This window comes from Vibrio sp. 10N.261.55.A7 (genome assembly GCF_002877365.1).
Classification (GTDB): domain Bacteria; phylum Pseudomonadota; class Gammaproteobacteria; order Enterobacterales; family Vibrionaceae; genus Vibrio.
On sequence record NZ_MCWZ01000282.1, the window covers coordinates 56209 to 82961 of the forward strand.

Sequence of the window (26753 nt, forward strand, 5' to 3'; positions counted from 1 at the left end):
GGACGAATTCTACATGACACCATTTATTCAACTGCACAGTCAGCCTGTTTCTGTCGTGATTAAACTCACGCCTGCACCTGAGATCATTTATTGGGGAAAAGCGATTGCCCCACTGAATAATGAGCGATTTGATGCCTTGCTTATCAGCCAGGTTCGAGCCGTGCCTCAAGCGCGTTTGGATCATGATGTTCCATTAACGCTTTGCCCTGATCTGGGTCGAGGTAGTTTTGGTTCATCGGGCATAGAGGGCCATCATGATGGTCTGAATAGTATGCCTCGATTCAGTTATGTGTCACATAGCGTTGAACTGGACTCTCTCGATAGCCGCACCGAGATTCGTTGTGAAGATACCCAAGCGCAGTTAAGGCTGACCATCTCGCTCACTCTTAACGCTTCGTCTGGGGTTCTGCGCAAAAAACTGACCATTGAGAACCAAGCCAAAGCGAATTACTGCTTAAACAAGCTTGTACTGACTTTACCGGTCCCGCAGCGCGCGACTGAGCTGGAAAGCTACCATGGCCGCTGGAGTCGAGAGTTTCAGGCTCAGCGTCAGCGTTTAACACATAATGCATGGCAGGTAGAAAACCGCCGTGGGCGCACGTCTCATGAGTATTTTCCTGGGTGTCTGGTTGGCCAACAAGGCTTCAAAGAGCAAACCGGAGAAATTTGGGCATTCCACTTAGGTTGGAGTGGTAACCATCAGCTGAGAGCAGACGTGAAAAGTGACGGTCGTCGATTTGTTCAAGCTGGAGAGTTACTGCTACCTGGCGAGGTGATTCTCGGTCAAGGTGAGCGTTACTCTACGCCTGAATTGTTTGCCAGTTACAGCGCCAAGGGTATTAATGGCATTCGTCGCCACAGTCACCAGTTCGTGCGTGAAAACATCATTCCTTTTGAACGAAACAAGCCTCGCCCGGTTCACCTCAATACTTGGGAAGGCATCTATTTCGATCATGATCCTGACTATATTAGTGAGATGGCAATAGAAGCGGCCAGCATCGGTGTGGAACGTTTCATCATCGACGATGGTTGGTTCAAGGGCCGAAATGACGACAAAACCTCATTGGGCGATTGGACACTCGATACTGATAAGTACCCCAATGGGCTCACGCCAGTGATTGAGCAAGTGAATCGATTGGGTATGTCTTTTGGTATCTGGGTGGAGCCAGAGATGGTGAACGAAGAGTCAGAACTGTTTCGTTCGCACCCTGATTGGATGCTGCGTACCAATGGCTATACACAGCCAACAGGCCGTTACCAATACGTATTGAACCTGCAAATCACAGAGTGTTTTGACTACCTCTACCAGTGCCTAGATACGTTGCTAACCGAAAACAATATTGAATACGTGAAGTGGGATATGAACCGAGAGCTGGTTCAGCCCACACACAATGGAAAAGCCTCTGTTCATGGGCAAACTCTCGCGCTCTATCGGCTGCTTGATAAGTTGGTGAATGCTCACCCCAACGTAGAGATTGAATCTTGCTCTTCTGGCGGTGGGCGAATTGACTACGAGGTGCTGAAGCGAACCTGTCGTTTCTGGACATCAGATTGCAATGATGCGTTGGAAAGACAAACCATCCAAAAGCACATGGGGATCTTTTTTCCACCTGAAGTTATGGGGGCTCACATTGGGCCGTATCATAGCCACACCACGAGGCGAACCCATGACATTAACTTACGTGGGCTCACTGCATTGACTGGGCACATGGGCGTTGAGCTCGATCCAGTGAAAGAGAGTGACGCTGAGAAGCAAGCATTCGCTAAATACATCACCTTGCACAAGCAGTATCGAGATCTGCTGCATGACGGTGAATCTTTCTATTTAGACAATATCGATGGTCGCCGCTTTTCTTATGGCGTGACAAAAGACGACAAACAGTTGCTGGTGGTGTGTCAAACCGCTATGCCCGATTATGCATTACCTGAACCGTTACGGCTAATTGACCTTGAAGCGGACAAAACCTATCAGGTGAAGCTCATTGACTACCCGCAAAGCAGCCATCAATTGATGAAAGAGAGTCAAGGTTGGTGGGAGTCTAGAGAGGTTGAGGCGAGTGGGGAGTGGTTAATGAACGTGGGGTTAAGCTTGCCCATTCTAGACCCAGAAAGTGCGTTATTGCTTGAGATTCGTGGTGTGACAAAGTAGCTGACTTCGTGCTTTTCTTTGAATTGAAAACGTTGATAAAAGTAAGAGTGAAATGGCGTGTTGGATGACAATGCTCATCAGTTTAGGCTGAGTAGCATTGTCTGGTTTCTCAACGTCTCAGATTGAAATAAATCAACTGTAAACGTTTACATTATATAGTAATGATCACAGAAAGCGCGCCTCTTGTGCTGATAAGCTATATGCATACAGGGTCTAGGCTATTGGATTAACGGAGGCAAGAGTGAAAGTACTGATCACGGGTGGCATGGGTTACATAGGCAGTCATACCTGTGTGCAAATGATACAAGCGGGTTTGCAGCCTATCATTGTCGACAACCTCAGCAATGCGAGCGCTGAAGTTCTGAATCGTATTGAGGGATTAACCGGATCTCGTCCTGATTTTTATTTGGGTGACATACGTGACGAGGCCTTCCTCGATACTATTTTTCTTAAGCACGACATTGAATCCGTTATACATTTCGCCGGGTTAAAAGCCGTGGGTCAGTCTGTTTCTGAGCCTCTTGAATACTACGACAATAACGTCAATGGATCGTTAACGCTCGCTCGGAGTATGCGTAAAGCGGGTGTGAAAAGTTTGGTGTTTAGCTCCTCCGCGACGGTCTATGGCGATCCAGAATTTGTGCCCATTACAGAAAGCTCGCCGACTGGCGCGACAACCAATCCGTATGGGCGGAGTAAATTCATGGTAGAGCAGTGTTTGAGTGACCTATTTGTCTCGGATAACGACTGGAGTATCACCTTACTGCGCTACTTTAATCCGGTTGGTGCGCATCAGTCAGGAACCATGGGAGAAGATCCGCAGGGAGTCCCTAACAACCTCATGCCTTATATTGCGCAAGTCGCCGTCGGGCGTCGGGAAAAACTGGCGGTTTTCGGTGACGATTATTCCACACCCGATGGGACGGGGGTACGCGACTACATCCATGTCATGGACCTCGCTGATGGGCACATTGCCGCTTTGAACAGCGTTGGAAGCAAAGCCGGTTTACACATCTATAACCTAGGGACAGGGAAAGGATCGAGTGTTCTGGAAATGGTTGATGCCTTTACAAAAGCCAGTGGCCAAGCGGTGCCTTATGAAATCTGTCCACGTCGCCCTGGTGACATCGCAGAATGTTGGGCAAGCACCGATAAAGCCGAGAACGAATTGGGTTGGAAAGCAACGCGAAGTGTATTGGATATGACGGTGGATGTGTGGAATTGGCAGTCGAGCAATCCTAAAGGCTATTCGTCTTAGCGATCCAATGATGAAACCACGAGCCGATAGGGCTTGGGTTAATGCAGAACCAAACGCTCGAACATCATGAGTGTCGGGTTCAAAGAAAGACTGATGGAAGTTGAGTATAAAAATGTCGAATATTGAATTTAATCCGGTTGATGATCCACATCGACGCTATAACCTATTAACGGGTCAATGGATTTTGGTCTCTCCTCACCGAGCTAAAAGACCTTGGAGCGGGCAAGATGAGCAGCCATCAACGGCGGAATTGCCTAAATACGCTGACGATTGTTTTTTATGCCCAACCAATGATCGTATTTCTGGTGACACAAATCCCGATTATAAAGGGACGTATGTCTTCAATAATGATTTCGCTGCATTGATGCCAGATACCCCAGAAGTGCCAGAAAGTGATCATCCGCTTTTTAAAACGCAGAGTGCACGTGGTTTAAGCCGTGTGATTTGTTTTTCGCCTGATCACAGCAAAACGTTGCCTGAGCTCTCTCTTAGCACAATTCGCCAAGTGATAGAAACCTGGAATGATCAGATCGAAGAGCTGGGTAAAGACTATTTATGGGTTCAAGCCTTTGAAAATAAGGGTGAGACGATGGGGTGCTCACAGCCTCATCCGCATGGACAAGTGTGGGCCAATAGCTTTTTGCCCAATGAGATTGAACGTAAAGAAACCTTACTTAAAGAGTACTTCAATCAGCAAGGCAGCAACTTGCTGGTTGACTATGTTGAGGCTGAAATGAAAGACGGCTCACGTACCGTAGTTGAAACAACGCATTGGATTGCCGTTGTTCCCTATTGGGCCGCGTGGCCATTTGAAACCATGTTGTTGCCTAAGGTTCATGTTCGCCGAATGAACGAGTTAACTGACGAGCAGCGCGAAGACTTAGCATTGGCCATTAAAAAGCTCACAAGTCGATACGATAATCTTTTCCAGTGCTCGTTCCCCTACTCAATGGGGTGGCATTACGCGCCGTTTTTTGAGCAGGGCACCGATATCGACCATTGGCAGCTGCACGCGCTTTTTTATCCACCATTGCTCAGAAGCGCTTCAGTACGAAAATTCATGGTGGGGTACGAGATGTTAGCGGAGAGTCAGCGTGATCTTACCGCTGAGCAAGCCGCGCAGAAATTACGGGAAGTGCCCGATATTCACTATAAAGAAAGGCAAAGATAGCGCGCCAGTGAAGACGAATTAAGAGCACTAGCCTAATCGTGGTTTGTGGGGAATGACGTTTAGATCTAGCGGCTCATTTTACGAGTTTTCGAATGACAATTTTATTGAGAGAGAATCATGGACAGTCTAATTGAACAGGTTACCGCATCATTTAGTGATGCTCTCAACTATGCACCGACTCATATCGTGCAAGCGCCAGGCCGAGTCAATTTGATTGGCGAGCACACCGATTACAACGATGGGTTTGTTTTACCTTGTGCCATTAACTATCAGACGGTGGTTGCGGCAGCGAAGCGTGATGACAACATCGTACGTGTTATCTCTGTCGATTATGGTAATGCGATCGACGAGTTCGATGTCACCACTGAGATTGACTTTCTACAAGATAAAATGTGGGCGAATTACATTCGCGGGGTGGTGAAATATCTTCGCGAGCGAGGCTTTGAATTTAAAGGCGCAGACATTTCAGTCAGCGGCAATGTGCCTCAAGGTGCCGGGCTCAGTTCTTCAGCTGCACTTGAAGTGGTGATTGGTCAAACGTTCAAAGAGTTGTATCAACTTGATATCAGTCAGGCTGAAATCGCGTTAAACGGCCAGCTGGCTGAAAACGAATTCGTCGGTTGTAATTGCGGCATCATGGATCAAATGGTGTCGGCAGAGGGGCAAGAAAATCACGCCATGTTACTGGATTGTCGGAGCCTTGAAACCACGGCAGTATCAATGCCCGAAGAGATGGTTGTGGTCATCATTAACTCGAATAAACAACGTGGTCTTGTCGATAGCGAATACAACACCCGTCGAGAGCAATGTGAACAAGCGGCACGACAGTTTAACGTTAAAGCACTGCGTGATGTGACGCTGGAGCAGTTTAATGCACACGTTGATCAGCTAGATGAGACGGTGGCAAAAAGAGCGCGTCATGTCATTTCCGAAAATGCGCGAACGCTTGAAGCGGCAAAGGCGCTAGCCAGTGGTGATATCAAACGCATGGGTGTGTTGATGCAAGAGTCTCATGCGTCGATGCGCGATGACTTCGAGATCACGGTGAAAGAGATCGATCTGTTGGTTGAGATAGTCAAAGACGTTTTGGGCGAAGAGGGTGGCGTTCGTATGACCGGTGGCGGCTTTGGTGGCTGTTTAGTGGCGCTTGTTCCGCCAGAGAAGGTCGAGGAAGTGAAACAAGCCATCGAAAACCAGTATCAAGCCGCAACGGGTTTAAAAGAATCTATTTATGTTTGTCAGGCCGTTCGCGGTGCTGGCTTGGTGAAGAAGGCGTAATCGATGAGCGAAGCAAGGGTAACAGACACGCCATCGGCAGCCAACTTACAGCAGCTTGAAGTCGCGATGACTTCCACGCCAGCCTTTGATGGCAAAAAAGCCACGGTGATTCATTTAAGCAATTCTAACGGTATGACCGCCTCGTTCATGGATATTGGGGCCACTTGGCTGAGTGCTCGGCTACCTGTTGGTAGTGAGCATCGAGAAGTGCTATTGCGCGCGGCCAATATGGAAGAGTACATCAAGCACAGTGCGTTTATCGGCGCGGTTGTGGGTCGATTCGCCAATCGAATTTGCAAAGGGAGCTTCTCGATTTCGGGAGAGGCTTTCAGTGTTGGAACCAACAATGGCAACAACGCTCTGCATGGGGGATTGGATGGTTTTGATAAACGACGCTGGCTGGTGGAGTCACAATCTGACAATCATGTTGTGTTTGCGTTAGAGTCACCACATGGCGATCAAGGATTTCCAGGTAACCTTTCCGCTAAGGTGCTCTATACCTTAACCGAAGATAATGCGATTAAAATTGACTATATGGCTGAGGTGGATAGCGCCTCTCCGGTTAATTTGACCAATCACGCCTACTTCAACCTTGCGGGAGAATCTTCTCAGGCGAAAAGCCAAGATCATAGTCTACAGATAGCCGCACCGCACTTTTTGCCAACCAATGACGAATCGATTCCAACAGGTGAGCTGAGATCCGTCGTGGGAAGCAGCTTTGATTTCACTCAGATGAAGCGTATTGGAAGTGAGTTTCTTGCCGATCATGATCAAGAGATGGCGGGTGGCTACGATCACTCCTTTGTGTTTGATGAGAAAGAGTGCGATGCCGATACGGTGGTGGCTACCCTTGTGTCTCCACAGCAAGATGTTGTGATGAAGGTGAAAACCACGAAGCCAGCGGTACAGTTCTATTCGGGTAATTTCCTAGCGGGTTGCATTGGTGCTTCAAAGCGCTATCAAAACTTCGACGGCTTGGCGTTAGAAACTCAGTATTTTCCTGATGGGCCTAATCGTCCTGAATGGGGAGAAAATCGAGGCATTCTGGAAGCGGGAGAACCGTACAGCCATACGACGATTTACCAGTTTGAGTTTTAACCACCGCGTTCATTTTTTCCAAATTGAGCTAGGGTCTGTTGATCTTTCGCGGTTAAATTTTGTTCGAGATAAAATCGTTTTAGGCGCGGCAATGAGTTTTTAGCCTAGTCATTCTAAGCAAAGACTCATTAACAAAGGATAAAACGATTTTAGCTGAACCCTTTGGGCAGCATTTGTGGCTTATTTCTACCGCGTTATCGGCTTCTTATGTAGCCCACTACACTTCAAAGCCTCTGCCTTGTATAAATTACCCACAAACTGCTGCAAAAATCAGCTCGAAAGATCAACAGACCCTAGAAAGAATCGAGAAAAAAGACGCCAACCCTGATGATAGGGTTGGCGTCTTTATTCTTTATAAGGTGACTAAATTTATCAGCAGATAGAAAAATTAAGAGCTGACAGAATTTCGACGAACCAGCGTTGGAGAATACATGGTCGGCTCGCTTTCCACCGCTTCTTCCTTGGCAAGTGATAACGCAAGCTGAGTCGCTTTCTCTGCCATCATTTGAATAGGGTAGCGAACTGTGGTGAGGCTCGGCTGGGTGTAGCGTGCTATCAAGCCATCATCAAAGCCTATGATGGACATTTCGTCTGGCACTTTTATGCCATTTTCAATTGCAACGGATAGCGCTCCTACGGCCATATAGTCGTTGTAGGCAACGACAGCGGTAATATCGAGTGACTTGGTCAACAGATTTGTCATGGCACTCTCACCCCCTTCACTGTTGGGCTCGCCGTTTTCGATATAGCTGCTGGGTAAGTCGATACCGTGATCCTTGAGCGCTGCGAGGTAGCCCTGAATGCGTTGGGTGGCATCTTCAATTTTGTGGCTAGAGCCGATACAAGCAATTTTAGTGTGGCCATGCCGAATGAGGTATTCGGTTGCTAGGTACGCCCCTTTATGGTTGTCGAGGGAAATACAGCGATCTGCGATTTCCGGAATATGGCGATTGATGACCACAAACCCTTTTACTTCTTTTGAATAGCCGATGATTTCTTCGTCGGATAGGGCTTTTGAGTGAACGACAAGTGCTTCACAACGATTGTTTATGAACAATTCGATGATGCGACGCTCGTCTTTTTTGTTGTGGTAGCCATTGCCGATCAAGATGTGTTTCTTTTCTTTGTGAGCTTCAATATCAACGGCTTTTACTAATGTGCCGAAGAATGGGTCAGAGACATCGCCTACGAGAACCCCAACAGTATTGGAACTTTGGCTGACTAAGGCTTTAGCGGCCGCATTTGGGCGGTAACCCAGTTTACTCATCGCCGCGCTTACTGAGTTGATGGATTTATTACTCGCTTTCGGAGACTTATTGATTACGCGTGAAACGGTAGCGATAGAAACGCCAGCCTCTTTTGCAACATCCTTAATTGTGGCCATGCTTTACCTCATTCAATACTTACATTCATTTAACACTGTGAGTGTAAATAAGGCAATTCGTGATTCACTAAATGAAGATAAATGCGATCAGCAACCCCATATTTAATAGGGGTTGAAGCAAGTGTAAACGTTATGCATTTTTACGGGGTTAGTTTCATCTTTGAGATTGTTTAGCCTGGCTATGAGCACTTCAGTCGCTATTGAGTGGTTTAAATGACACCAGAAAGCAGCGTATCGATCGTTTTTTGATGGTGTGCGTTAACGCCTGCAAGGTTTCCGTATTTTGGCGATTCACGATCATTCTCCACAGGAAAATGCCAACCCACCGTGTGCTCGATAAAGTGTTGAGCGAAGCTTTCGGATATCTCTAAGCAACCCGCTAGAACGGTATCAATATAGGTTTGCATGATTGGGCTGAGCGAGCAGGGCGGCTCTGGTTCGTCCTTTACGTATACCCAAATAACATCATCGGATTGCAGTAACGACGTTTTATCATGAGATGCTTGAAGAGGACTGATGTCCGAAACATTGATTTGTGAGGGGGCTAACTGAATGCGATGGTAACCGCGTTCTCGGTGGTCGAAGTCTGCCAATGCTTGCTCATCAATTTTAAGCAACACACCATTTACCTGACCCTCTCCTAAATTGACGACTAAGGGAGAAAGGATGTAACTGTCGTCGATTTTACCCCAGTAACGGACTAATCCATTGACAATCGCCGGAATGGTTTCACCAGTTTGACCGGTGAGTTTTCTAGAAGCTGAATTCATTAAGCTTCCATAGCCAAAAATATACATAACTGTCCCTCGTTATAGGTTTAAGATGTTCTTATCGACGTTGTGAATAATCAAATGGATGCTAATGACATTAAGGTGTTAAATTGACTCGATTATAATTGGTCACTTAGACTCTACTTTGGTTCTAAGCTTATGAAATATCTAACGTCTGTTATTGGCTCGAAAAATGCAATCAAACTGATCAACGCGACATTGTTACCATTTTTGCTTTGTACCCAGACGGGGTTATTAAAGTATTTTAGGAGTTCACTTGCTCAATATTACCGACAAAAAAGTAGAAGAAGCAATTCCAGCTTGTTTACGTTTAGGCTTTCGACCCTTCTTTTTACTTGGCAGCTGCTACGCTGTCATCGCGATTGCGTTATGGGTTTGGATGTTTCAAACCGGCCAGCCCAGTGCTTTGAGTGTGCCTTCTTTGTGGTGGCATGTACATGAAATGCTGTTTGGTTTTTCAATGGCGATAGTGGTTGGATTCGTGTTAACCGCAGTGCAGAACTGGACAGGCATTAATGGCACCAAGCATTATAGGCTGGGCGTGCTTGTTGTGTTATGGCTGCTGCCTAGAGTGTTGTTTTGGACGCCAGCGCCATTGTGGCTGATTTCGAGTATTGAGGCGTTGTTCCTAGCGTTTGCGGCATTTGAAGTGGCGACACGTGTTGTCAAATCAAAAGGTTGGCGCAACCTGTTTTTTGTTCCTCTGTTCATCCTTGCGATCGTGGCCAACTTCGCCAGTTACGCCACGATTAAAGGGTTGCCGCCGTTTACTTCTTCTGCTGTGTGGCAAGCGATGCTGTGGTGGTTTGCGATTTTGTTGTCGGTAATGGGTGGGCGAGTGATTCCATTCTTTACGGCGAAACGTTTTAATTTTGTTAAGGCTCAGCCATTGGTTTGGCTAGATTGGGTGGCGAATCTCCCTTTGATCTTCCTGTTCATTCTTAGCTTTTTCCCTGTGACATTTGCGCAGCTTGGCCAACCTTTAATGGTCATTGGCGGCATTGGTCAGTTTGTTCGATTCCTGCGTTGGAAGCCTTGGCTTACTTTAAGCGAGCCGCTCGTTTGGTCACTGCATGCTGCGTATCTCTGCCTGCCCGTGAGTTTGTTGTTACGTGGTCTGCTTCAAAACCCATTTGCCAATCACAATCTCATTCATCTGTTTGCGATTGGCGCGTTAGCAGGGCTAATACTGGCGATGATTGCGCGCGTGACGATGGGTCATACAGGCCGCGCTATTTATGAAGGGCCGAATATGAGTGTTGCGTTTGTTGCATTAGCTCTTGCTGGTGTGATTCGAGGCATAGGTGTGACCTTCTTCCCTGGCTCACTGATCATGATGGTGAACATCAGTGGCGGTCTGTGGATACTCGCGTTTACGATGTACATTGGCTTTTTCGGCTACATGCTGGTCACCCCGAGAAAAGACGGTCACCCCGGCTAGCGAAGACCGATGAACACGTTGTATTGAAAAGGCTTAACCTATATACCGCTGATTTGGTTTTAAAAGGTTAAGCCTTCTTTTTTCTCTCTGCAATATACGTTTGTATAAGTTCTTGTCTAGAACTTCCAACGTCATGTTTACTATGGCGTATTGATTTCAATGGTGGACGATCAAGATATAGCACTCACCTGACGAGGGATCGCATTGTTCTGTTTCGTTACCTGTTCGGTAAGGCAATGTTCTATACCTTGGTCAAATCGATCAAACACCGCGGACATCACAACCGTTGCACGGTCAAAATACTCAGTTGCAGACAGTGTTGGTGAGTGGCTCATCACTTCAGCTTCAACCATCTGAATAAAGCTTGGCAGTGTCAGTTTGCTGGCAATCTCTTTGTTTGATAGTTGGGCAAGTTCTTGGATTAAATAGAGAAGGCGTATTCGTTCAACGCTGCTGCAGTTATTGGCAGCTAGACACCCAGTGCCAATGGCTCGTGTTTGCCCGATATACTCCGTCATACTGAGAAGGTCTTTCCATAAATATTGAATTGAACGGTTCTTGCCATCTTTTAACGAATAAAGTTGGTATCGAGCAGCGCAATCATCGATTAGATAGAGTAAATTTTGAATGAGTTTATTATGTTCATAAAGATTGCTGTTGGTTGAGGCGCTATCAATATTGGATGCTATCTCGTTCCAATGAAAGATCAGTTGCTTCCAGTTGGTGTTTTTTCTCAGCCACTCGCTGCTGTCGTTCAATCCTAAAATCAACGCCTGCGAATGAGAGTGAATAGAGTGGATACGCGGTAATAAGCTCTTGTCACCATTGATGTAGCCAGTGGTTAACCCACGATGCTGCTGGGTAACACTGAGTAAAACACGAAGCTCTTTTAGTAACCTCAGCCCTTTTGCTAGTTTATTTTTGCTCCTAGAAGACTGAATGGTTAGAACGAAAGCCATTGCAATTCCACAAGCCGTCGTGCCGAATAAAGTTAAATATAGGTCCATTATATTACCTCCTTCGTTTAGGCGGTTAATTGTTGTAGGTGGTTGGCTATGGCAGCATTTTGTTTAGCAACATAGCTATTTTTAGACGCGGTATTAGCGACATTTTCCAGATTTTCCGAAATCTCTTTGGTCGCTATCGCTTGTTGATTGGAGGCTGCAGCTATGCCTGAAATCTGGTCGGTGACTGAGCGTATTTCGTCCAGTGTTTCAGACAGAGAGTTCGAACTATTGTCTACTTTCTGTTTGCATAGCTGAGTTTCACTGACGGCATAGGCCATTGCTTCAACGACCGCGACCATGCTTGTCGTTACGTCGTTAGCCTGTTTCTTGATGGAATCGGCTGACTCCTGGCTTCGCATTGCTAACGTTCTTACTTCTTCTGCAACCACTCCAAAGCCTCTACCGTCTTCCCCTGCACGTGCCGCTTCAATCGCGGCATTCAGTGCTAAAAGGTTGCTCTGATCGGCTATTTCTCTAATAAGCTGTGACATGGTGTTGACGGAATCCATTTTTTGCTCGAGCTGTTTTAATAATGATTCTGTGGATTGAATAGATTGATTTGCACCTTCAATGTGTTCAATACAGGCAACCAGCTCTTGCTGTCCATATCGACAACGTTTTAGGCCTAGCTCAGCGGCTTGTTGGGTTTTATCGATTCGGCCGCTGACCTCTTCGATACTTTGAGAAAATTCAGTGGTGGCTGAAGCCGAAGAGGCCGTGGAGTCGCCTTGTACTTCACACTGCTCTGCGACCAATAGGGCATTTTGTGCGAGTTCCTTAGAAGAGAACTCCATCTCATCACAAATCGACTGAAGGTGCTTTTCTTCACGCTGAGACAGGCGAACGAGGGTATTGAGTTTGATTTGAACTGTGGAAAGAAAGTTCAAGGGCAAGGAGGCGATGTCAGCATCTCTTTGCTTTGCATGTAATTCGATGTACAGGGTCAGTTTAGAGACATCAAGGCTGATGCCACGGAGCAATATCAGATTAAGCGCTCCCAACGTGCACAATAGGTAGACACTGATTAGATACCCTTCTTTGCCGTAAAGTGCGCACCCTACGGAAAGCAGAAGAGTGAAGATTTGAATGATGATAAAACGGTTTAAGCCAACTGACGTTATTATTGTATTCATGAGCCTTACCTCTATGGATATGCTTTTAATTTAATAGAAAAGCAATATCCGATCCGCAATAGGTTTAGCTTATAGGGTGAGGCTAAGATGCTGATTTATAGTTAAATTTTAGTTCTATTGATGGGTTGAACTCGTGTGTAGGGAATGTTGTGCTCTAAAATAACAGCAAAGTTGTTGAAATTGCACCGTGATGAGGCATTGAGCTCAGTCATCTAGATGAATGGTGAGAATGCTCCCTAACTTTAAATTAAACGGACCCCCTGCTTTCATTTAGAAAACAGAGGGACGCCTATATTAGCTGACTTGAGGTAAGTGAACGATATTCTGCTTTACTTGATCTATTACGTAGCTCTCGATGGCATTAGCTTGTTCGTCATCTAGGTAAAGCCCTAGCTTCGTTCGGCGCCAAAGCACATCTTCTAAGCGATGGGCAAACTCATGTTCGAGCATATAATCGATTTCACGCTGATACACCCCGTGAGCTTGTTCAGAGAAGCAAGTACCGAGATCGGAAAGAGTGCTAACACCATCAAGCAGTTGCCAGGTGTAGGTGCCAAACTGAGTCACATAACGAAGCAATAGCGCCTCTGGAATATAAGGGTGGCTTGCGTGCATGGTGCTGGCCAATTGTTCACGACTGCAACTGAAGTTCCCACCTGGTAAGGCGTGTGTCGCTGTCCATTTAGTGCCCATTTCATTGAGGAAGGGGTGAAGCTTGTCCATGGCCGACTCTGCCAGTTTTCGGTACGTGGTTAGCTTGCCACCAAAAATAGAAAGCAATGGCGCCTGATTGTTTTCCGAATCCAGCTCAAGCGTATAATCACGAGTGATGGCTTGAGGTGAATCTGACTCGTCATCACACAGCGGTCGTACGCCACTGTATGTCCAAACAACATCGTCTCTGTCTAGTTGGGTCACGAAGTGCTGATTAACCACATCAATCAAGTAGTCGACTTCCTCTTCCGATATTTCGACTTTTCGAGGATCGCCTTTGTATTCCACATCGGTTGTGCCGATGATCGAGAACTTATCGAGATACGGGATCATAAAGACGATTCGATGGTCTTTGTTCTGAAGAATGTAGGCCTTTGGTTCATCGTGAATACGTGGGACGACAATATGAGAGCCTTTGATCAATCGAATATTACGCGGTGACGCTTGTTCTAGCCCATCATCAAAGAACTGTTTTACCCACGGTCCCGCAGCATTGACGAGTGCCTTAGCTTTACGTTCAAAGCGTTGACCCGATGCAAGATCATGAACCGTGACATGCCATATCCCACCAGATCGATGGGCTTTTTCAACACGGCAATAGTTGCGGATCTCTGCGTTGTTCTCTTGAGCTGCCATGACATTGAGTAAAACAAGGCGAGCATCATCAACCCAGCAATCTGAGTATTCAAAGCCCTTTTTAATGTCTGAATTAAACAGCCCAGATTTAGCAAGATCAACGGATTGGCTCGCGGGTAGCGTGGTTCGTTTACCGAGATTGTCGTACAGAAACAGCCCGCAACGGATCATCCAAGCTGGGCGCAAAAAAGGTCGATGAGGCAAACGGAAACGCATAGGTTGGGCAATATGTGGTGCTTTCTTGAGAAGAACTTCTCTCTCGGCGAGCGCTTCTGAAACCAAACGAAACTCATAGTGCTCTAGGTAGCGCAAGCCTCCATGAATCAGTTTAGAGCTTGCGGATGACGTTGCTGAGGCAAAATCGTTTGCTTCATAAAGGCCAACAGAAAGTCCGCGACCAGCAGCATCCGCTGCGATACCTGCGCCATTGATGCCGCCACCAATAACGATAACGTCAAGAATTGGCGATGTAGATTGTTGAGTACTCATGTAATATGCCTCTAGTGAGCGAACGAGCATTTGTGAACATAAAACAATCGTAACCTAGCTTTCGTATGTAATCACTAAATATTTTCGAAAATGCGCGTTTTTGTTTGAACGGGCATAAAAAAACCTCTAGCCGATGACTAGAGGTGGATGCGATATCATGGATAAACACCCGTATCGTTGCTTGCAGATTTTGTGCGTTGCTCTGTTAGCGGCTCTTGTTAATAATGCTGGCTAATAGTGCCTGCTAACAGTGCTGAGTTATCTCAAGTGGGATACTGTGCTCATTGAGTATTTTAGAGATCTCTTTTGGCGGCTCTTGATCGGTCACGAGCATCTGTAGCTGGGACACATTCCCCAGTTTAACCATGGCATTACGGCCAAACTTACTGTGGTCAACCGCTAGGTAGACACTGCGGCTATTCTCGATAATGGCCTGCTTTACACGCACTTCGTGGTAATCGAAATCCAGCAATGAACCATCGTAATCAATACCGCTTACGCCCAAAATACCGAAGTCTAGACGAAACTGTTTCACAAAATCGAGTGTCGCTTCACCCACAATTCCACCATCTCGGTTGCGAACTTCGCCGCCTGCGAGGATGACGTTAAACTCAGGGTTTGGCAGTAATATCGTGGCGACATTGATGTTATTGGTCACGACTCTGAGTTGTTTATGGTTTTTATTGAGCGCTCGAGCAATGGCTTCAGGGGTGGTACCTATATCAATAAACAGTGTGGCGCCATCTGGAATGTGTTTAACCAACTCTTCCGCAATCACATCTTTTTCATTGAAGTTCATGCTTTTACGAGTGTTGTAAGAGGTGTTTTCTGAACTCAGTGGAATGGTTGCTCCACCGTGATAACGTCGAATTTTATTGTCGTTCGCCAGTTCGTTGAGATCGCGTCGGATTGTTTGAGGGCTGACTTCAAAGCGCTCAACCAGCTCTTCGGTACTGACATAGCCCTGCTTTTTGACCAGCTCAATGATTTGCTGATGTCTTGGTATCTGTTTCATTAAAGGTTCCTTTCCTCGAACCTAGACCATGTGAAAAGGCCTTTGAGAATTCACTTAACGTTATTGTGCGCTAGCGAGGAGAAACTTTGAAGAGGAGAGGAGGTTTTATTTGGATTGACACTCAAAAAGAGCGCGTGAAAGCGCTCTTTTTATGAGTGAATGTAATTAATCTTCGGAATCGCGCAATTCTGCCCATGTCTGCGCACATTTTATGGCGCGTTTCCAGCCCTTGTAACGTCGGTTCCGCTTTTCTTCATCATGATGAGGCGTAAAGTTTTTATCCAGTACGGCCTTGTTCTTGAGCTCTTCAACGCTGCCCCAATACCCAACAGCTAGGCCTGCAAGATAGGCGGCGCCTAACGCGGTGACTTCAGTCACTTCAGGGCGATGCACCTCGGTATCAAGCACATCGGATTGGAACTGCATTAAGAAATTGTTGGCAACGGCGCCCCCATCCACTTTGAGTGCCGACAGTTTGATGCCTGAATCGGCTTGCATGGCATCCAGGACATCGCGTGTTTGGTACGCGACGCTCTCTAATGTGGCTCGAATAATATGGTTGGAATTGACGCCTCGGGTTAGGCCAACAATCGTGCCTCGAGCATAGGCATCCCAATAGGGAGCCCCCAGTCCTGTAAAAGCAGGAACGACATACACGCCATTGGAGGAGTCGACTTTGGTTGCAAAATATTCCGAATCTTTTGCGTCGGCCAGAAGCTTCATTTCGTCACGCAACCATTGAATTGAAGCGCCCCCCATAAACACGGCACCTTCTAGAGCATAAGCGGGGCCGCCATTTGGTCCAACGGCCAGGGTGGTGAGCAAACCATTTTGTGAGCTTACTTTTTCTTCACCAGTATTCATTAACAAGAAGCAGCCAGTACCGTAGGTGTTTTTGGCTTGCCCTGCTTCAACACACATTTGCCCATAGAGCGCTGCTTGTTGATCGCCTGCAATGCCTGAGATTGGAATACGTGTGCCACCTTTACCACCAATGTTGGTTTCGCCATAGATTTCAGACGAACGACGAACATCCGGCATCATAGAAAGGGGCACCCCCATTTCTTCTAGTAGCCGCTCATCCCATTTCAAGTCATTGATGTTATACAGCATTGTGCGAGAAGCATTGGTATAATCTGTTACATGAACACGACCTTGAGTCATCTTCCAGACCAGCCAACTATCAACCGTTCCGAATAATAGCTTGCCAGCTTCAGCGTCTTCGCGCGCGCCCTCTACGTTATCGAGAATCCATTTGATCTTAGTGCCTGAGAAGTAAGGGTCGAGAATGAGACCTGTCGTGTCTTGAATGTATTTTTCTAAGCCACGCTCTTTGAGTTCCTCACAAATGTGAGCGGTGCGTCGACACTGCCACACAATCGCATTGTAGACGGGTTTGCCCGTCTCTTTGTTCCATACGATGGTCGTTTCGCGTTGATTGGTGATGCCGATAGCCGCTATTTGATCACTTCGAATGCTCGACTTACCCAACACTTCGACCAAGGTTGAACTTTGCGTTGCCCAGATTTCAAGTGGATCGTGCTCAACCCATCCTGCTTTAGGGTAGATTTGCGTAAACTCTCGTTGTGAGACGCTCACTATATTAGCGTCATGATCGAGAATGACCGCGCGAGAGCTCGTTGTCCCTTGGTCTAACGCAACAATGTACTTCTGCTCAGTCATGTAGGGTGTCCTTGTTTTTCTGTTATAGATATTTTAGTCGATGTTCTATGGCGATGATCACTCGTACCGTGTATTGCTTGATGTTTTATGTTTTGGCTAAGTAAGCATGAGCTGATATGACGGCGAAAAACCGGCAGCGATGCCTTTTGCCAGACAGACACAATCATCGAGTCCATATTGTGCATGTTTGCATTAAAACGAAAACAAACGAACATTAAAAATGAGTGTTGGAACGTATTTTTGTTTGTATTGTGCGATCTTTTTGTTTGATTTGTGTTCGTAAATGTTAATTTTTAATGCAGAAGAGGGAGGGAGACGAGTGTGCGAAAGGAGAACGTAACATTAAGTGAAGAGCAGCGGCATTGTAAGATCGAAAAAGCAGCCAAGATTGGCTGCTTTCAATCAATAGAGCAATGTCTAGTTGTTGCTGTGAAGCTCAGAGTTAAGCTCAACCGCAGACTTGTTCGCTAGGCATTCAATTTGACCTGTCACTGAGTTGCGACGGAACAATAAGTCAGAGACACCCGCAAGGTCGCGAGCTTTAATGATTTCCACTTCGTTGCCTTCTTTATCTAACATGCGAACTTTTGTGCCCGCCGTTACGTAAAGACCAGACTCAACCGTACAACGGTCGCCCATTGGGAAGCCAAGACCTGCGTTTGCGCCAAGTAGGCAGTTTTCGCCGATAGAGATAACCATAGTACCGCCACCAGACAGAGTACCCATGATAGAAGCGCCGCCACCGATGTCTGAACCATTACCGACAACAACACCTGCAGAGATACGACCTTCAACCATGCTTACACCAGTAGTACCGGCATTGAAGTTGATGAAACCTTCGTGCATAACCGTTGTGCCTTCACCCACGTGAGCACCAAGACGAACGCGAGAAGTGTCTGCAATACGAATACCAGCTGGGACCACGTAGTCGACCATTTTAGGGAATTTATCGACGCAATCTACGCTAAGTGAACGGCCCGCTAGGCGTGCTTCGATTTGACGATCAGCAAGCTCAGGAAGATCGATTGGACCTTCGTTTGTCCATGCGATGTTGTGCAGTAGACCAAAAATGCCGTCTAGTACTGTGCCGTGTGGCTGAACTAGGCGGTTAGAAATAAGCTGCAGTTTTAAGAAGCCTTCCGCTACAGATTGTGGCTTCTCGTCTGTTGCAAGAACAACCAATACAAGTGGTTGCTCAGAAGAGGCCGCTTTTTCTGCAAAAGAAGCATTCTCGATATCACCGCTTGCGGCAAATGCCGTTGCCAATTCAGCGCTTTGTTTTGGTGAGATTTCAATCGCTTGGTTGCCTTCAGTGTAACCTGCAACCTTTGCAACAGAAGCGACTAACGCATCGCTTGGATTTAGAAGCGGGTTAGGGAAGAAAGCTTCAATAATTTTATTGTCGCGGTTAGTGGTTGCCGTACCAAAGGCTAGTGAAAAGTAAGCCATGTTAAATCTCCATGTTTGAATTGGTCTACTGGACAGCTCACTGCTATCACAGGGTAAATATTTGCGTTGGGAACATCATAAAGAGAGCGCACTCTTTATGAAAGGGCGTAAGTAGAGAAAGTCCGTAAAATGATATTGCTTGTCTTTTTAGAGATAGTTTTCTTCGAAGAGAAAAAACTGCTGTGAGCACAGTGATCGATTTTTTCGAAAAGTACGCAGTCATAATACATCGTCTCTTTTCATAAACGTTGCCAAACGTAAACCGCTGGATTTGAAATAGTCAGATAAAAGAAAACCCGAAGCAATGCTTCGGGTTTTGATTAAGACTTTACTTATAACTGATTGGCGTGCGCTTTGCGCTATAGCTTTAGCTTTATATGTTCTCTTTATAGAGAGTCCAACCATTCACCCGTTTGAGCGCGGGTGTTTTCCTTAACTCTGCTTTCTATAGCAAGCTACAGATAGACAATTAAGGTACCTAGCGAATTACTTGCTTAGGTCTTCAGCGTGCTCAGATAGGAACGCTGCTACACCTGTTGGTGATGCGTCCATACCAGCTTTACCTTCTTCCCATTGTGCAGGACAAACTTCACCGTTTTTCTCGTGGAAGTTTAGTGCATCAACCATGCGTAGCATTTCGTCGATGTTACGACCTAGTGGAAGATCGTTAACTACTTGGTGACGTACAAGACCGTCTGTATCGATTAGGAAAGAACCACGGAAAGCAACGCCTGCTTCTGGGTGCTCAACATCGTATGCTTTACAGATTTCGTGCTTAACGTCAGCAACTAGAGGGTATTTAACTTGACCGATACCGCCATCTTCGATAGCAGTGTTACGCCATGCATTGTGAGAGAATTGAGAATCGATAGAAACACCGATTACTTCAACGCCTTTTGCTTGGAAATCAGCAAGACGGTTATCAAAAGCGATAAGCTCTGAAGGACAAACGAATGTGAAGTCTAGTGGGTAGAAGAATACAACTGCTTTTTTACCTTTAGTAAACTCAGCAAAGTTGAAGTTATCTACGATCTCACCATTACCTAGAACTGCTGCAGCTGTAAAGTCAGGGGCTTGACGTCCTACTAGTACCATTTTGAATCTCCTAAAAAGTTGATGTCCAAACATCTTTGTTTGGGCTTTCGTTTCTACGGGACAAACTATAGTACAAAAGTTACTATAGAAAAAAGCGAATTAAATAGATTGAGTTCATCGAAAAAAGCGATGAATAAAAACCGATTTGTATTCTCAATACTAACCTAATAACTATTGATTACACTGTGATTACATTATGAACAAATGGCCCAGCTTAAAGCAGTTACATTACCTAGTTACCTTGCATGAAACGCGTCATTTTAGTGAGGCAGCGGAAAAGTGCTTTGTCAGCCAATCGACATTAAGTAAAGGTATTCAGAATCTTGAAGAGTTGATCGGTTGTCCTTTATACGAAAAGAAAGATAAGAAAAGCCCATTAGTCTTTACTCAAGCGGGTGAGCTAGTCGTCAATCACGGTCGTGAGTTATTAGCGAAAGGGCAAGATCTCGTTGAACTTGGCCATTTATGCAATGGGGACAAAATGCAGGGGCAATTAAAGGTAGGGTGTATTCCAACGATTGCCCCATTCTTATTGTGTGACTTAGTCCAAGAGGCCAATCGCAGTTTCCCACATCTCAACCTACTCCTCAGGGAAGACACAACCACCAACCTTTTAGCCGCACTTCGACACGGAGAGTTGGATGTCCTTATTCTTGCATTACCCGTCGATATAGACGGCATGCACAGTAAAGTGGTCGGGAAAGACCCTTTTAGAATGGTGATCAGTCGAAATCAAGCAGACGCGATTCGTGTTCCAATCAAGTACGACGACCTGCCTAATGAATCTGTATTCCTATTAGAGAAAGAGCACTGCCTGACTGAGCATGCCGTTTCAGCGTGTAAGTTGACGGATAAAGAAAAGATCAATCCATTTAGCGCAACGAGCCTACATACGTTGGTTCAAATGGTGGCAAATGGATTGGGTACCACCTTTATTCCGCAAATGGCGATTGAGCATGGTTTGCTTGAAAACCAGAATTTGGTTGTTATTGATCCGCCAGGTAAGCAGGCATATCGCAATATTGGCCTTGTTTGGCGACCAAGTACCTCTAGAACGTCAACATTTGAACAATTAGCGGATGTCGTCTCTGACCTATTATAGAGCTTGGTCGTAGTCGCTATAATCACCAGTTAACAATAAAAAGCATGCTAAATATGGCATGCTTTCTAGCATTTTATACTATTGGTTAACTTTAACTTGTAAAATTTTACAGCTTTTAATTTCTGAACCTTTCATAACATTGTAAAACTTCACAATGTAAATTTTACATACTGCCGCCACGCAGTTGTTTAACTCTTCATTACTTCTCCGCCTATAGGCTTATAGAACAAGGCTTATGCCAGTTAATTGATTTTTCATACGCTTGTTTGAATTGGAAATCGCCTGTGAAATTCATGTAATTTAATTACGTAATAACTTACATATAACGGGTGAAAATCAATCACTTGTTTCAAACGGGATAAAACTTTGAATTTAACTTTTTGTTAACTTTAGAGCTGTTGCTCTATGATTGTTTGGTGTAAGTTAAATGCAGGCTTTGAAAGGGAATGTAAGACTTATGTCTAGTTTTTAGAGTCTTGTAAAACAGTTCTGACTAGGTGAAGGTATAGACAGGTCAGCACAATAAATGAGCAAAACCACAAGGTGTTAAAGATGTTATTTTGTGGTTCTATAGTTACAAAAGATAACTTTCCATTGTGTAACGTGCATCAGTATAAAGAGTTCAAAGGAAGAGAATTATGTTTGCTTCAGTTTCAGAAAAAAAACAAAAACAGAACACTGCCACTGGAACCTTAGAAGGCCAGCTTGATGTGGTCGGTGAAGTATCGCCTGAGCACCAAGCCATATTCCCTGTTGAAGCCCAAACCTTTTTATCTCAGTTGTGTGGGAAGTTCGCCACTAGAGTCGATAGCTTGCTCGATGCTCGCCAACAGCGTCAGCAACAAATTGATCAAGGCGAGCTTCCTGACTTTCTTGAGGAGTCACAAGACATCCGAGGAGGCAGCTGGAAGATATTAGGTATTCCAACAGACTTGCAAGATCGTCGTGTTGAGATTACGGGCCCAACTGACCGTAAAATGGTGATCAATGCCTTAAATGCCAATGTGAAGGTATTCATGGCTGACTTTGAAGACTCCATGTCACCCGCTTGGGGAAAGGTGTTGGATGGTCAAGTAAACCTGCGAGATGCCGTCAACGGGACGATCAGCTACACCAATCCAAGTAACAATAAACACTACCAATTGACCGATGACCCAGCAGTGCTTATTTGTCGTGTTCGTGGCCTTCACTTGAAAGAGAAGCACGTGACCTATAGCCAAGAGCAAATTCCAGGCGCTTTGTTCGACTTCGCTTTGTATTTCTTCAATAACTACAAAGCACTACTCGCGAAAGGCAGTGGCCCGTACTTTTACATTCCTAAGCTTCAATCACACCATGAAGCGAAATGGTGGAGTGATGTTTTCCACTTCACTGAAGAGTACTTCGGTTTAGACACGGGCACGATTAAAGCGACTGTGCTGATTGAAACATTGCCTGCTGTGTTTGAGATGAATGAGATTTTATTCGCGATGAAAGAGCACATTGTTGGCCTAAATTGTGGTCGTTGGGATTACATCTTCAGTTACATCAAAACACTAAGAAATTATCCAGACCGTATCTTGCCTGACAGACAAGTCGTGACCATGGAGAAATCATGCCTTAACGCTTACTCAAGATTGTTAGTACGCACGTGTCATCAGCGAGGAGCGTTTGCTATGGGAGGTATGGCCGCCTTCATCCCAGCAAAAGATCCGGTCGCGAACCAACAAGTACTCGATAAGATTAAGCACGATAAGTCGCTTGAAGCGAATAATGGACATGATGGTACTTGGGTTGCGCATCCGGGCCTTGCTGACACCGCACTTGAAGTGTTCGATGCGACCTTTGGTGAGCGCAGTAACCAGCTTGATATTTCTCGCAGTGATGATGCACCGATTACCGCGAAAGAGCTATTAGAGCCGTGTTCTGGCGAACGAACAGAACAAGGAATGCGCCACAACATCCGCGTTGCCCTTCAATACATTGAAGCATGGATCTCAGGTAATGGCTGTGTACCGATTTACGGAATGATGGAAGATGCCGCAACCGCAGAAATTTCTCGCGCATCGATCTGGCAATGGATTAAACACGGCAAAGCGCTCGATAACGGTGAAACCGTCACTAAGGCTCTGTTTGAACAATACCTTACTGAAGAGATAGAGGTTGTGAAGCAAGAGCTCGGTGAAGAGCGATATCAAAGTGGGCGATTTGAAGAAGCCGCGAAATTGATGGCGACTTTAACCACCAGTGACGAATTAACCGATTTCTTAACCATACCGGGTTATGACTATCTGGACTAATAACCAAGTAATAGAAACCATTTTTATAAAAACCAATAACGTGAAATCAACCTTCAGATGCAGCACTCTTATCGTCAAACATAAGTAACGCTGCTATGAAATGGAAGACTAATGCGCATGTCGTTTACCAGAGAGTAAACACTTACTTGCTAAGTAAATAGCGCACTACTAAAGAGGGAAATACCATGACATTAACTCGACGCCAACAAATCGAAGCTTTAGAAAAAGACTGGGCAACTAATCCACGCTGGAAAAACGTAAAGCGTACCTACACTGCAGAAGAGGTGGTTGATCTTCGTGGTTCGGTTGTTCCTGCGAATACCCTCGCTCAACGTGGTGCGGATAAACTGTGGTCATTGGTCAATGGCGATGCCAAAAAAGGTTACGTGAATTGTTTGGGTGCACTTACTGGTGGCCAAGCGGTACAGCAAGCGAAAGCGGGTATCGAAGCGATTTACCTATCAGGTTGGCAAGTAGCGGCGGATAACAACACTGCATCGACTATGTACCCTGACCAATCATTGTACCCTGTAGATTCTGTGCCTTCTGTTGTAAAACGCATTAATAACTCGTTCCGTCGTGCTGACCAAATTCAATGGTCTGCGGGTGTCACGCCACAAGATGAAGGTGGTCTAGATTACTTCCTACCTATCGTTGCGGATGCGGAAGCCGGCTTTGGTGGCGTATTGAACGCTTATGAGTTAATGAAGAACATGATTGAATCCGGCGCGGCGGGTGTTCACTTTGAAGACCAACTGGCTTCTGTGAAAAAATGTGGACATATGGGCGGTAAAGTATTGGTTCCAACTCAAGAAGCAGTGCAGAAACTCACGGCTGCTCGTCTTGCTGCGGATGTAGCGGGTACTACTACCCTTGTCATTGCACGTACGGATGCGAATGCTGCTGACCTGTTAACTTCGGATTGCGACCCTTACGATAGCGACTTTATTCAAGGTGAGCGTACTGCTGAAGGCTTCTATAAGGTTGATGCGGGTATCAACCAAGCGATCTCTCGTGGTTTAGCATACGCACCTTATGCGGACTTAATTTGGTGTGAAACAGCGACGCCATGTCTTGAAGAAGCGCGTAAATTTGCGGAAGCCATTCACGCTAAGTACCCAGATCAACTGCTTGCGTATAACTGTTCACCATCGTTTAACTGGGAGAAAAACCTAGATTCAGAAACGATTGCGAAGTTCCAACAAGAGCTGTCAGACATGGGCTACAAGTACCAATTCATCACGTTAGCGGGCATTCACAACATGTGGTACAACATGTTTGAACTTGCGCACTCTTATGCACAAGGTGAGGGCATGCGCCACTACGTTGAGAAGGTACAGCGTCCAGAATTTGAAGCGGCTGATAAGGGCTACACATTCGTTGCGCACCAACAAGAGGTGGGAACGGGTTACTTTGACCGCATGACCAATACGATTCAGGGTGGGAACTCGTCAGTAACGGCATTGACTGGGTCGACAGAGGAAGAGCAGTTTAAGTAACGCTTAAATAGAATCCACTACAAAAGCGTCATTATAATAACGAAGCAACACTGTTTGAGCAGCCTAATGATAAGGCTGCTCTTTTTTGTTTTTACAGTTTAAAGAAGCTTAATAGGTCTTTTTGTTTCACCGCTAAAGAAGATAGTTCTTCACTGGCTTTTTTACTTTCTTGAATGGCCGAAACATTGTGGTTCACGATGTCAAAAGTTTGCGACACATTTTGTGAGATATCTTGTGTCACACCTGACTGCTCTTCTGAAGCCGTTGCCACTTGCGTATTCATATCAGAGATCAAGCTCACTGAGGCTGTGATCGAGGTAAATGCCTTACGAAGCTGTTCGCTGTACTTCCGGGAATCTTCCGCCAGTACCAAGTTAGACTCCATAAATTGATTGGCGTCTTTCGCTTGGGCTTGAAGTCGAGAGATGATCTCTTGAATGTCGATGGTGGATTGCTGTGTTTTTGCAGCCAATGAACGAACTTCATCGGCCACAACCGCAAACCCGCGACCTTGTTCCCCGGCTCGGGCGGCTTCGATAGCAGCATTGAGCGCGAGTAGGTTGGTTTGCTCTGAAATGGAGTTAATCACCTCGATGACCGTGCCTATTTCGACAGAGTACTCTTGCAGTTGATTGACGATTTTCGACGTCTCTTCAATTGAACTGTCGACCTTGCGAGATATTTCATCAGAAGAATCAAGAGAGTTTCCGCCTTCTTCGACATTGGATGTTGCGTCTGTGGCAGCACTTTCTGCATTGGCGGCATTTTGGCTCACTTCACTGGCGGTGCTTGATAGTTCATTAATCGCCGTTGCCACTTGTTCCATTTGGCTGAGCTCTTGCTGAGCATTCGATTCAGTTTCCGTCATCACTGCGCTTAGCTCGACAGAAGCCGAAGACACATTGTCTGAGATTTGATGGAAGCCATCGATGATTCGACGCAGCTCTAGGCGCATTTGCAAAATATTCGCGTAGATCCCTGTTTCGTTACCTGTGACCGTGATTTGTTTAGAAAGGTCACCTGAAGCCACTTCCTCTACGATCGATTGGATATCACTCGGCTCGCCACCGACAACTTTCAACACGCTGCGGTAGATGGCAACAGCAATACCCAGTGCTATGACCACAACAACAATGGATAAGACAATCAAGATGATCTGTGCGTTAGCAAAGCGGTCTACCATGTCTGGTCCCACGATATCTTGCTTATCCTTCGTTGACAGTTTGATTTCTTCGATGGTTTTGGCGGCGGATGCCCCCATGACGTCGAGTGTGCCTGTAATGACGCCATTTCTTTCGTTGATGGTCGAAACCACGTCCGAAAACGTTGATTGATAGACATTAAAAGAATCATAGAACTCTGAAAGGTACGTTTTCTGTTGGCTAGAGGATAGTTTTATCTTTATTTGGTCAGCAAACTCAGCCGATTCTTTGAACTCTTGCTGTGCTCGTTGCGCGTCTTCAGCACTATTACTGGTGAGGAATTTCGAGGCGTATAAACGAGATAGCAGCACATGTTGCTGGAGGTGACCCGTTTTAACGGCCACATCGATATCTTCTTCAACCGAAGATTGTTCCATTAGGTTCGTCACTGCTTTACGCATATTGAGCCCTGCAGGATCGAGTTTGTCATGGACAAGTCGATTACGTTGTTCAACCAATTGAACCACTTTCTGGAAGCCTTGATTGTACTGGGTGAGTTGATCTTCAATGGTTAAGAATTCGTTCTTGTGGACATCATCAATATGCGAATTTAAAACGCCCTCAATGAGTTCGATAGAAGTGCTAATCCGAGCTTCTAGGTCGGTAATGTAGGATGGGTTTGGGTTTTTAATGTATTTTAATGCAGCCAACCTTGCTTCTAGAACATTGGCTTGAACTCGGCCGGTTGAAACACTGGTCAGTGCTAACGCTCTATAGGTATTGAATCCTTCGCTTGATTGATAAAATCGTAAGGAAGCGACGACAGAAATAACGAGTATCAAGGCGAGAATGACGCCAAAACCGAGAGAGAGTAATTTTTTCAAACTCATAAGAAAGAACTCCTACTTGGGCTCTTTTATTGTGGCCCATAGTGTACCTA

Annotated in this window: 19 protein-coding genes; 9 read left to right on the forward strand and 10 right to left on the reverse strand. The window is 45.7% G+C overall.

Translation table 11 applies throughout. The features are described 5' to 3' along the window. Nucleotides 1–13 precede the first annotated feature (13 nt). The 5 genes from BCU12_RS13795 to galM all read left to right on the forward strand — a co-directional run bounded on the left by BCU12_RS13795 (nt 14) and on the right by galM (nt 6954). Nucleotides 14–2149: an alpha-galactosidase gene (locus BCU12_RS13795; protein WP_102404830.1), complete on the forward strand. Its 2136-nt coding sequence runs from the start codon at nt 14–16 to the stop codon at nt 2147–2149. Between the two features lie 241 nt (nt 2150–2390). Further along, nucleotides 2391–3407 carry a UDP-glucose 4-epimerase GalE gene (gene galE, locus BCU12_RS13800; protein WP_102404831.1) on the forward strand — a complete coding sequence of 339 codons (1017 nt, stop codon included), beginning with the start codon at nt 2391–2393 and terminating at the stop codon, nt 3405–3407. 112 nt (nt 3408–3519) lie between these two features. Continuing rightward, nucleotides 3520–4578, forward strand: coding sequence for a UDP-glucose--hexose-1-phosphate uridylyltransferase (locus BCU12_RS13805; RefSeq protein WP_102404832.1), 1059 nt, complete (start codon nt 3520–3522; stop codon nt 4576–4578). Nucleotides 4579–4695: 117 nt separating this feature from the next. Then, nucleotides 4696–5856: a galactokinase gene (gene galK, locus BCU12_RS13810; protein WP_102404833.1), complete on the forward strand. Its 1161-nt coding sequence runs from the start codon at nt 4696–4698 to the stop codon at nt 5854–5856. A 3-nt stretch (nt 5857–5859) separates the two neighbouring features. Continuing rightward, nucleotides 5860–6954, forward strand: coding sequence for a galactose-1-epimerase (gene galM / locus BCU12_RS13815; protein ID WP_241909839.1), 1095 nt, complete (start codon nt 5860–5862; stop codon nt 6952–6954). 388 nt (nt 6955–7342) lie between these two features. Here the strand turns inward: galM and BCU12_RS13825 are convergent, their stop codons facing one another. Together BCU12_RS13825 and BCU12_RS13830 are read right to left on the reverse strand one after the other, a co-directional pair. Beyond that, nucleotides 7343–8338, reverse strand: a complete 996-nt coding sequence (locus BCU12_RS13825; protein WP_102404834.1) for a substrate-binding domain-containing protein — start codon at nt 8336–8338, stop codon at nt 7343–7345. Between the two features lie 209 nt (nt 8339–8547). Further along, complete coding sequence (locus tag BCU12_RS13830) at nt 8548–9135, reverse strand: gamma-glutamylcyclotransferase family protein (protein WP_102404835.1); 588 nt, start codon at nt 9133–9135, stop codon at nt 8548–8550. Nucleotides 9136–9385: 250 nt separating this feature from the next. Between BCU12_RS13830 and BCU12_RS13835 the strand changes: the two genes are divergently transcribed. Further along, entirely contained in the window at nt 9386–10570 is a 1185-nt protein-coding gene (locus tag BCU12_RS13835) for an NnrS family protein (RefSeq protein WP_102404836.1), read from the forward strand. A 170-nt stretch (nt 10571–10740) separates the two neighbouring features. On the opposite strand, the gene BCU12_RS13840 is transcribed toward BCU12_RS13835, so the two are convergent. From BCU12_RS13840 to BCU12_RS13875, 7 genes are all read right to left on the reverse strand, one after another. Further along, nucleotides 10741–11577, reverse strand: a complete 837-nt coding sequence (locus tag BCU12_RS13840; protein WP_102404837.1) for a hypothetical protein — start codon at nt 11575–11577, stop codon at nt 10741–10743. A 17-nt stretch (nt 11578–11594) separates the two neighbouring features. Then, nucleotides 11595–12710: a methyl-accepting chemotaxis protein gene (locus BCU12_RS13845; RefSeq protein ID WP_102404838.1), complete on the reverse strand. Its 1116-nt coding sequence runs from the start codon at nt 12708–12710 to the stop codon at nt 11595–11597. Between the two features lie 294 nt (nt 12711–13004). Then, complete coding sequence (glpD, locus tag BCU12_RS13850) at nt 13005–14549, reverse strand: glycerol-3-phosphate dehydrogenase (RefSeq protein WP_102404839.1); 1545 nt, start codon at nt 14547–14549, stop codon at nt 13005–13007. Nucleotides 14550–14793: 244 nt separating this feature from the next. Next, nucleotides 14794–15564, reverse strand: a complete 771-nt coding sequence (locus tag BCU12_RS13855; RefSeq protein ID WP_102404840.1) for a DeoR/GlpR family transcriptional regulator — start codon at nt 15562–15564, stop codon at nt 14794–14796. A gap of 165 nt (nt 15565–15729) precedes the next feature. Beyond that, nucleotides 15730–17247, reverse strand: a complete 1518-nt coding sequence (gene glpK, locus BCU12_RS13860; protein ID WP_102404841.1) for a glycerol kinase GlpK — start codon at nt 17245–17247, stop codon at nt 15730–15732. A gap of 417 nt (nt 17248–17664) precedes the next feature. Next, nucleotides 17665–18696, reverse strand: coding sequence for a 2,3,4,5-tetrahydropyridine-2,6-dicarboxylate N-succinyltransferase (gene dapD, locus BCU12_RS13865; protein WP_102404842.1), 1032 nt, complete (start codon nt 18694–18696; stop codon nt 17665–17667). A 486-nt stretch (nt 18697–19182) separates the two neighbouring features. Further along, complete coding sequence (locus BCU12_RS13875; RefSeq protein WP_102404844.1) at nt 19183–19791, reverse strand: peroxiredoxin C; 609 nt, start codon at nt 19789–19791, stop codon at nt 19183–19185. 196 nt (nt 19792–19987) lie between these two features. Between BCU12_RS13875 and BCU12_RS13880 the strand changes: the two genes are divergently transcribed. The 3 genes from BCU12_RS13880 to aceA all read left to right on the forward strand — a co-directional run bounded on the left by BCU12_RS13880 (nt 19988) and on the right by aceA (nt 24671). Continuing rightward, nucleotides 19988–20893, forward strand: a complete 906-nt coding sequence (locus tag BCU12_RS13880; RefSeq protein ID WP_102404845.1) for a hydrogen peroxide-inducible genes activator — start codon at nt 19988–19990, stop codon at nt 20891–20893. Between the two features lie 638 nt (nt 20894–21531). Then, the gene (aceB, locus tag BCU12_RS13885) at nt 21532–23172 is read left to right on the forward strand and encodes a malate synthase A (RefSeq protein WP_102404846.1); all 1641 of its coding nucleotides are present in this window, start codon (nt 21532–21534) and stop codon (nt 23170–23172) included. A 185-nt stretch (nt 23173–23357) separates the two neighbouring features. Continuing rightward, a complete protein-coding gene (aceA, locus tag BCU12_RS13890; RefSeq protein WP_102404847.1) occupies nt 23358–24671 on the forward strand; it encodes an isocitrate lyase in 1314 nt (437 codons plus the stop codon). 91 nt (nt 24672–24762) lie between these two features. On the opposite strand, the gene BCU12_RS13895 is transcribed toward aceA, so the two are convergent. Continuing rightward, the gene (locus BCU12_RS13895; protein ID WP_102404848.1) at nt 24763–26703 is read right to left on the reverse strand and encodes a methyl-accepting chemotaxis protein; all 1941 of its coding nucleotides are present in this window, start codon (nt 26701–26703) and stop codon (nt 24763–24765) included. Nucleotides 26704–26753 lie beyond the last annotated feature (50 nt).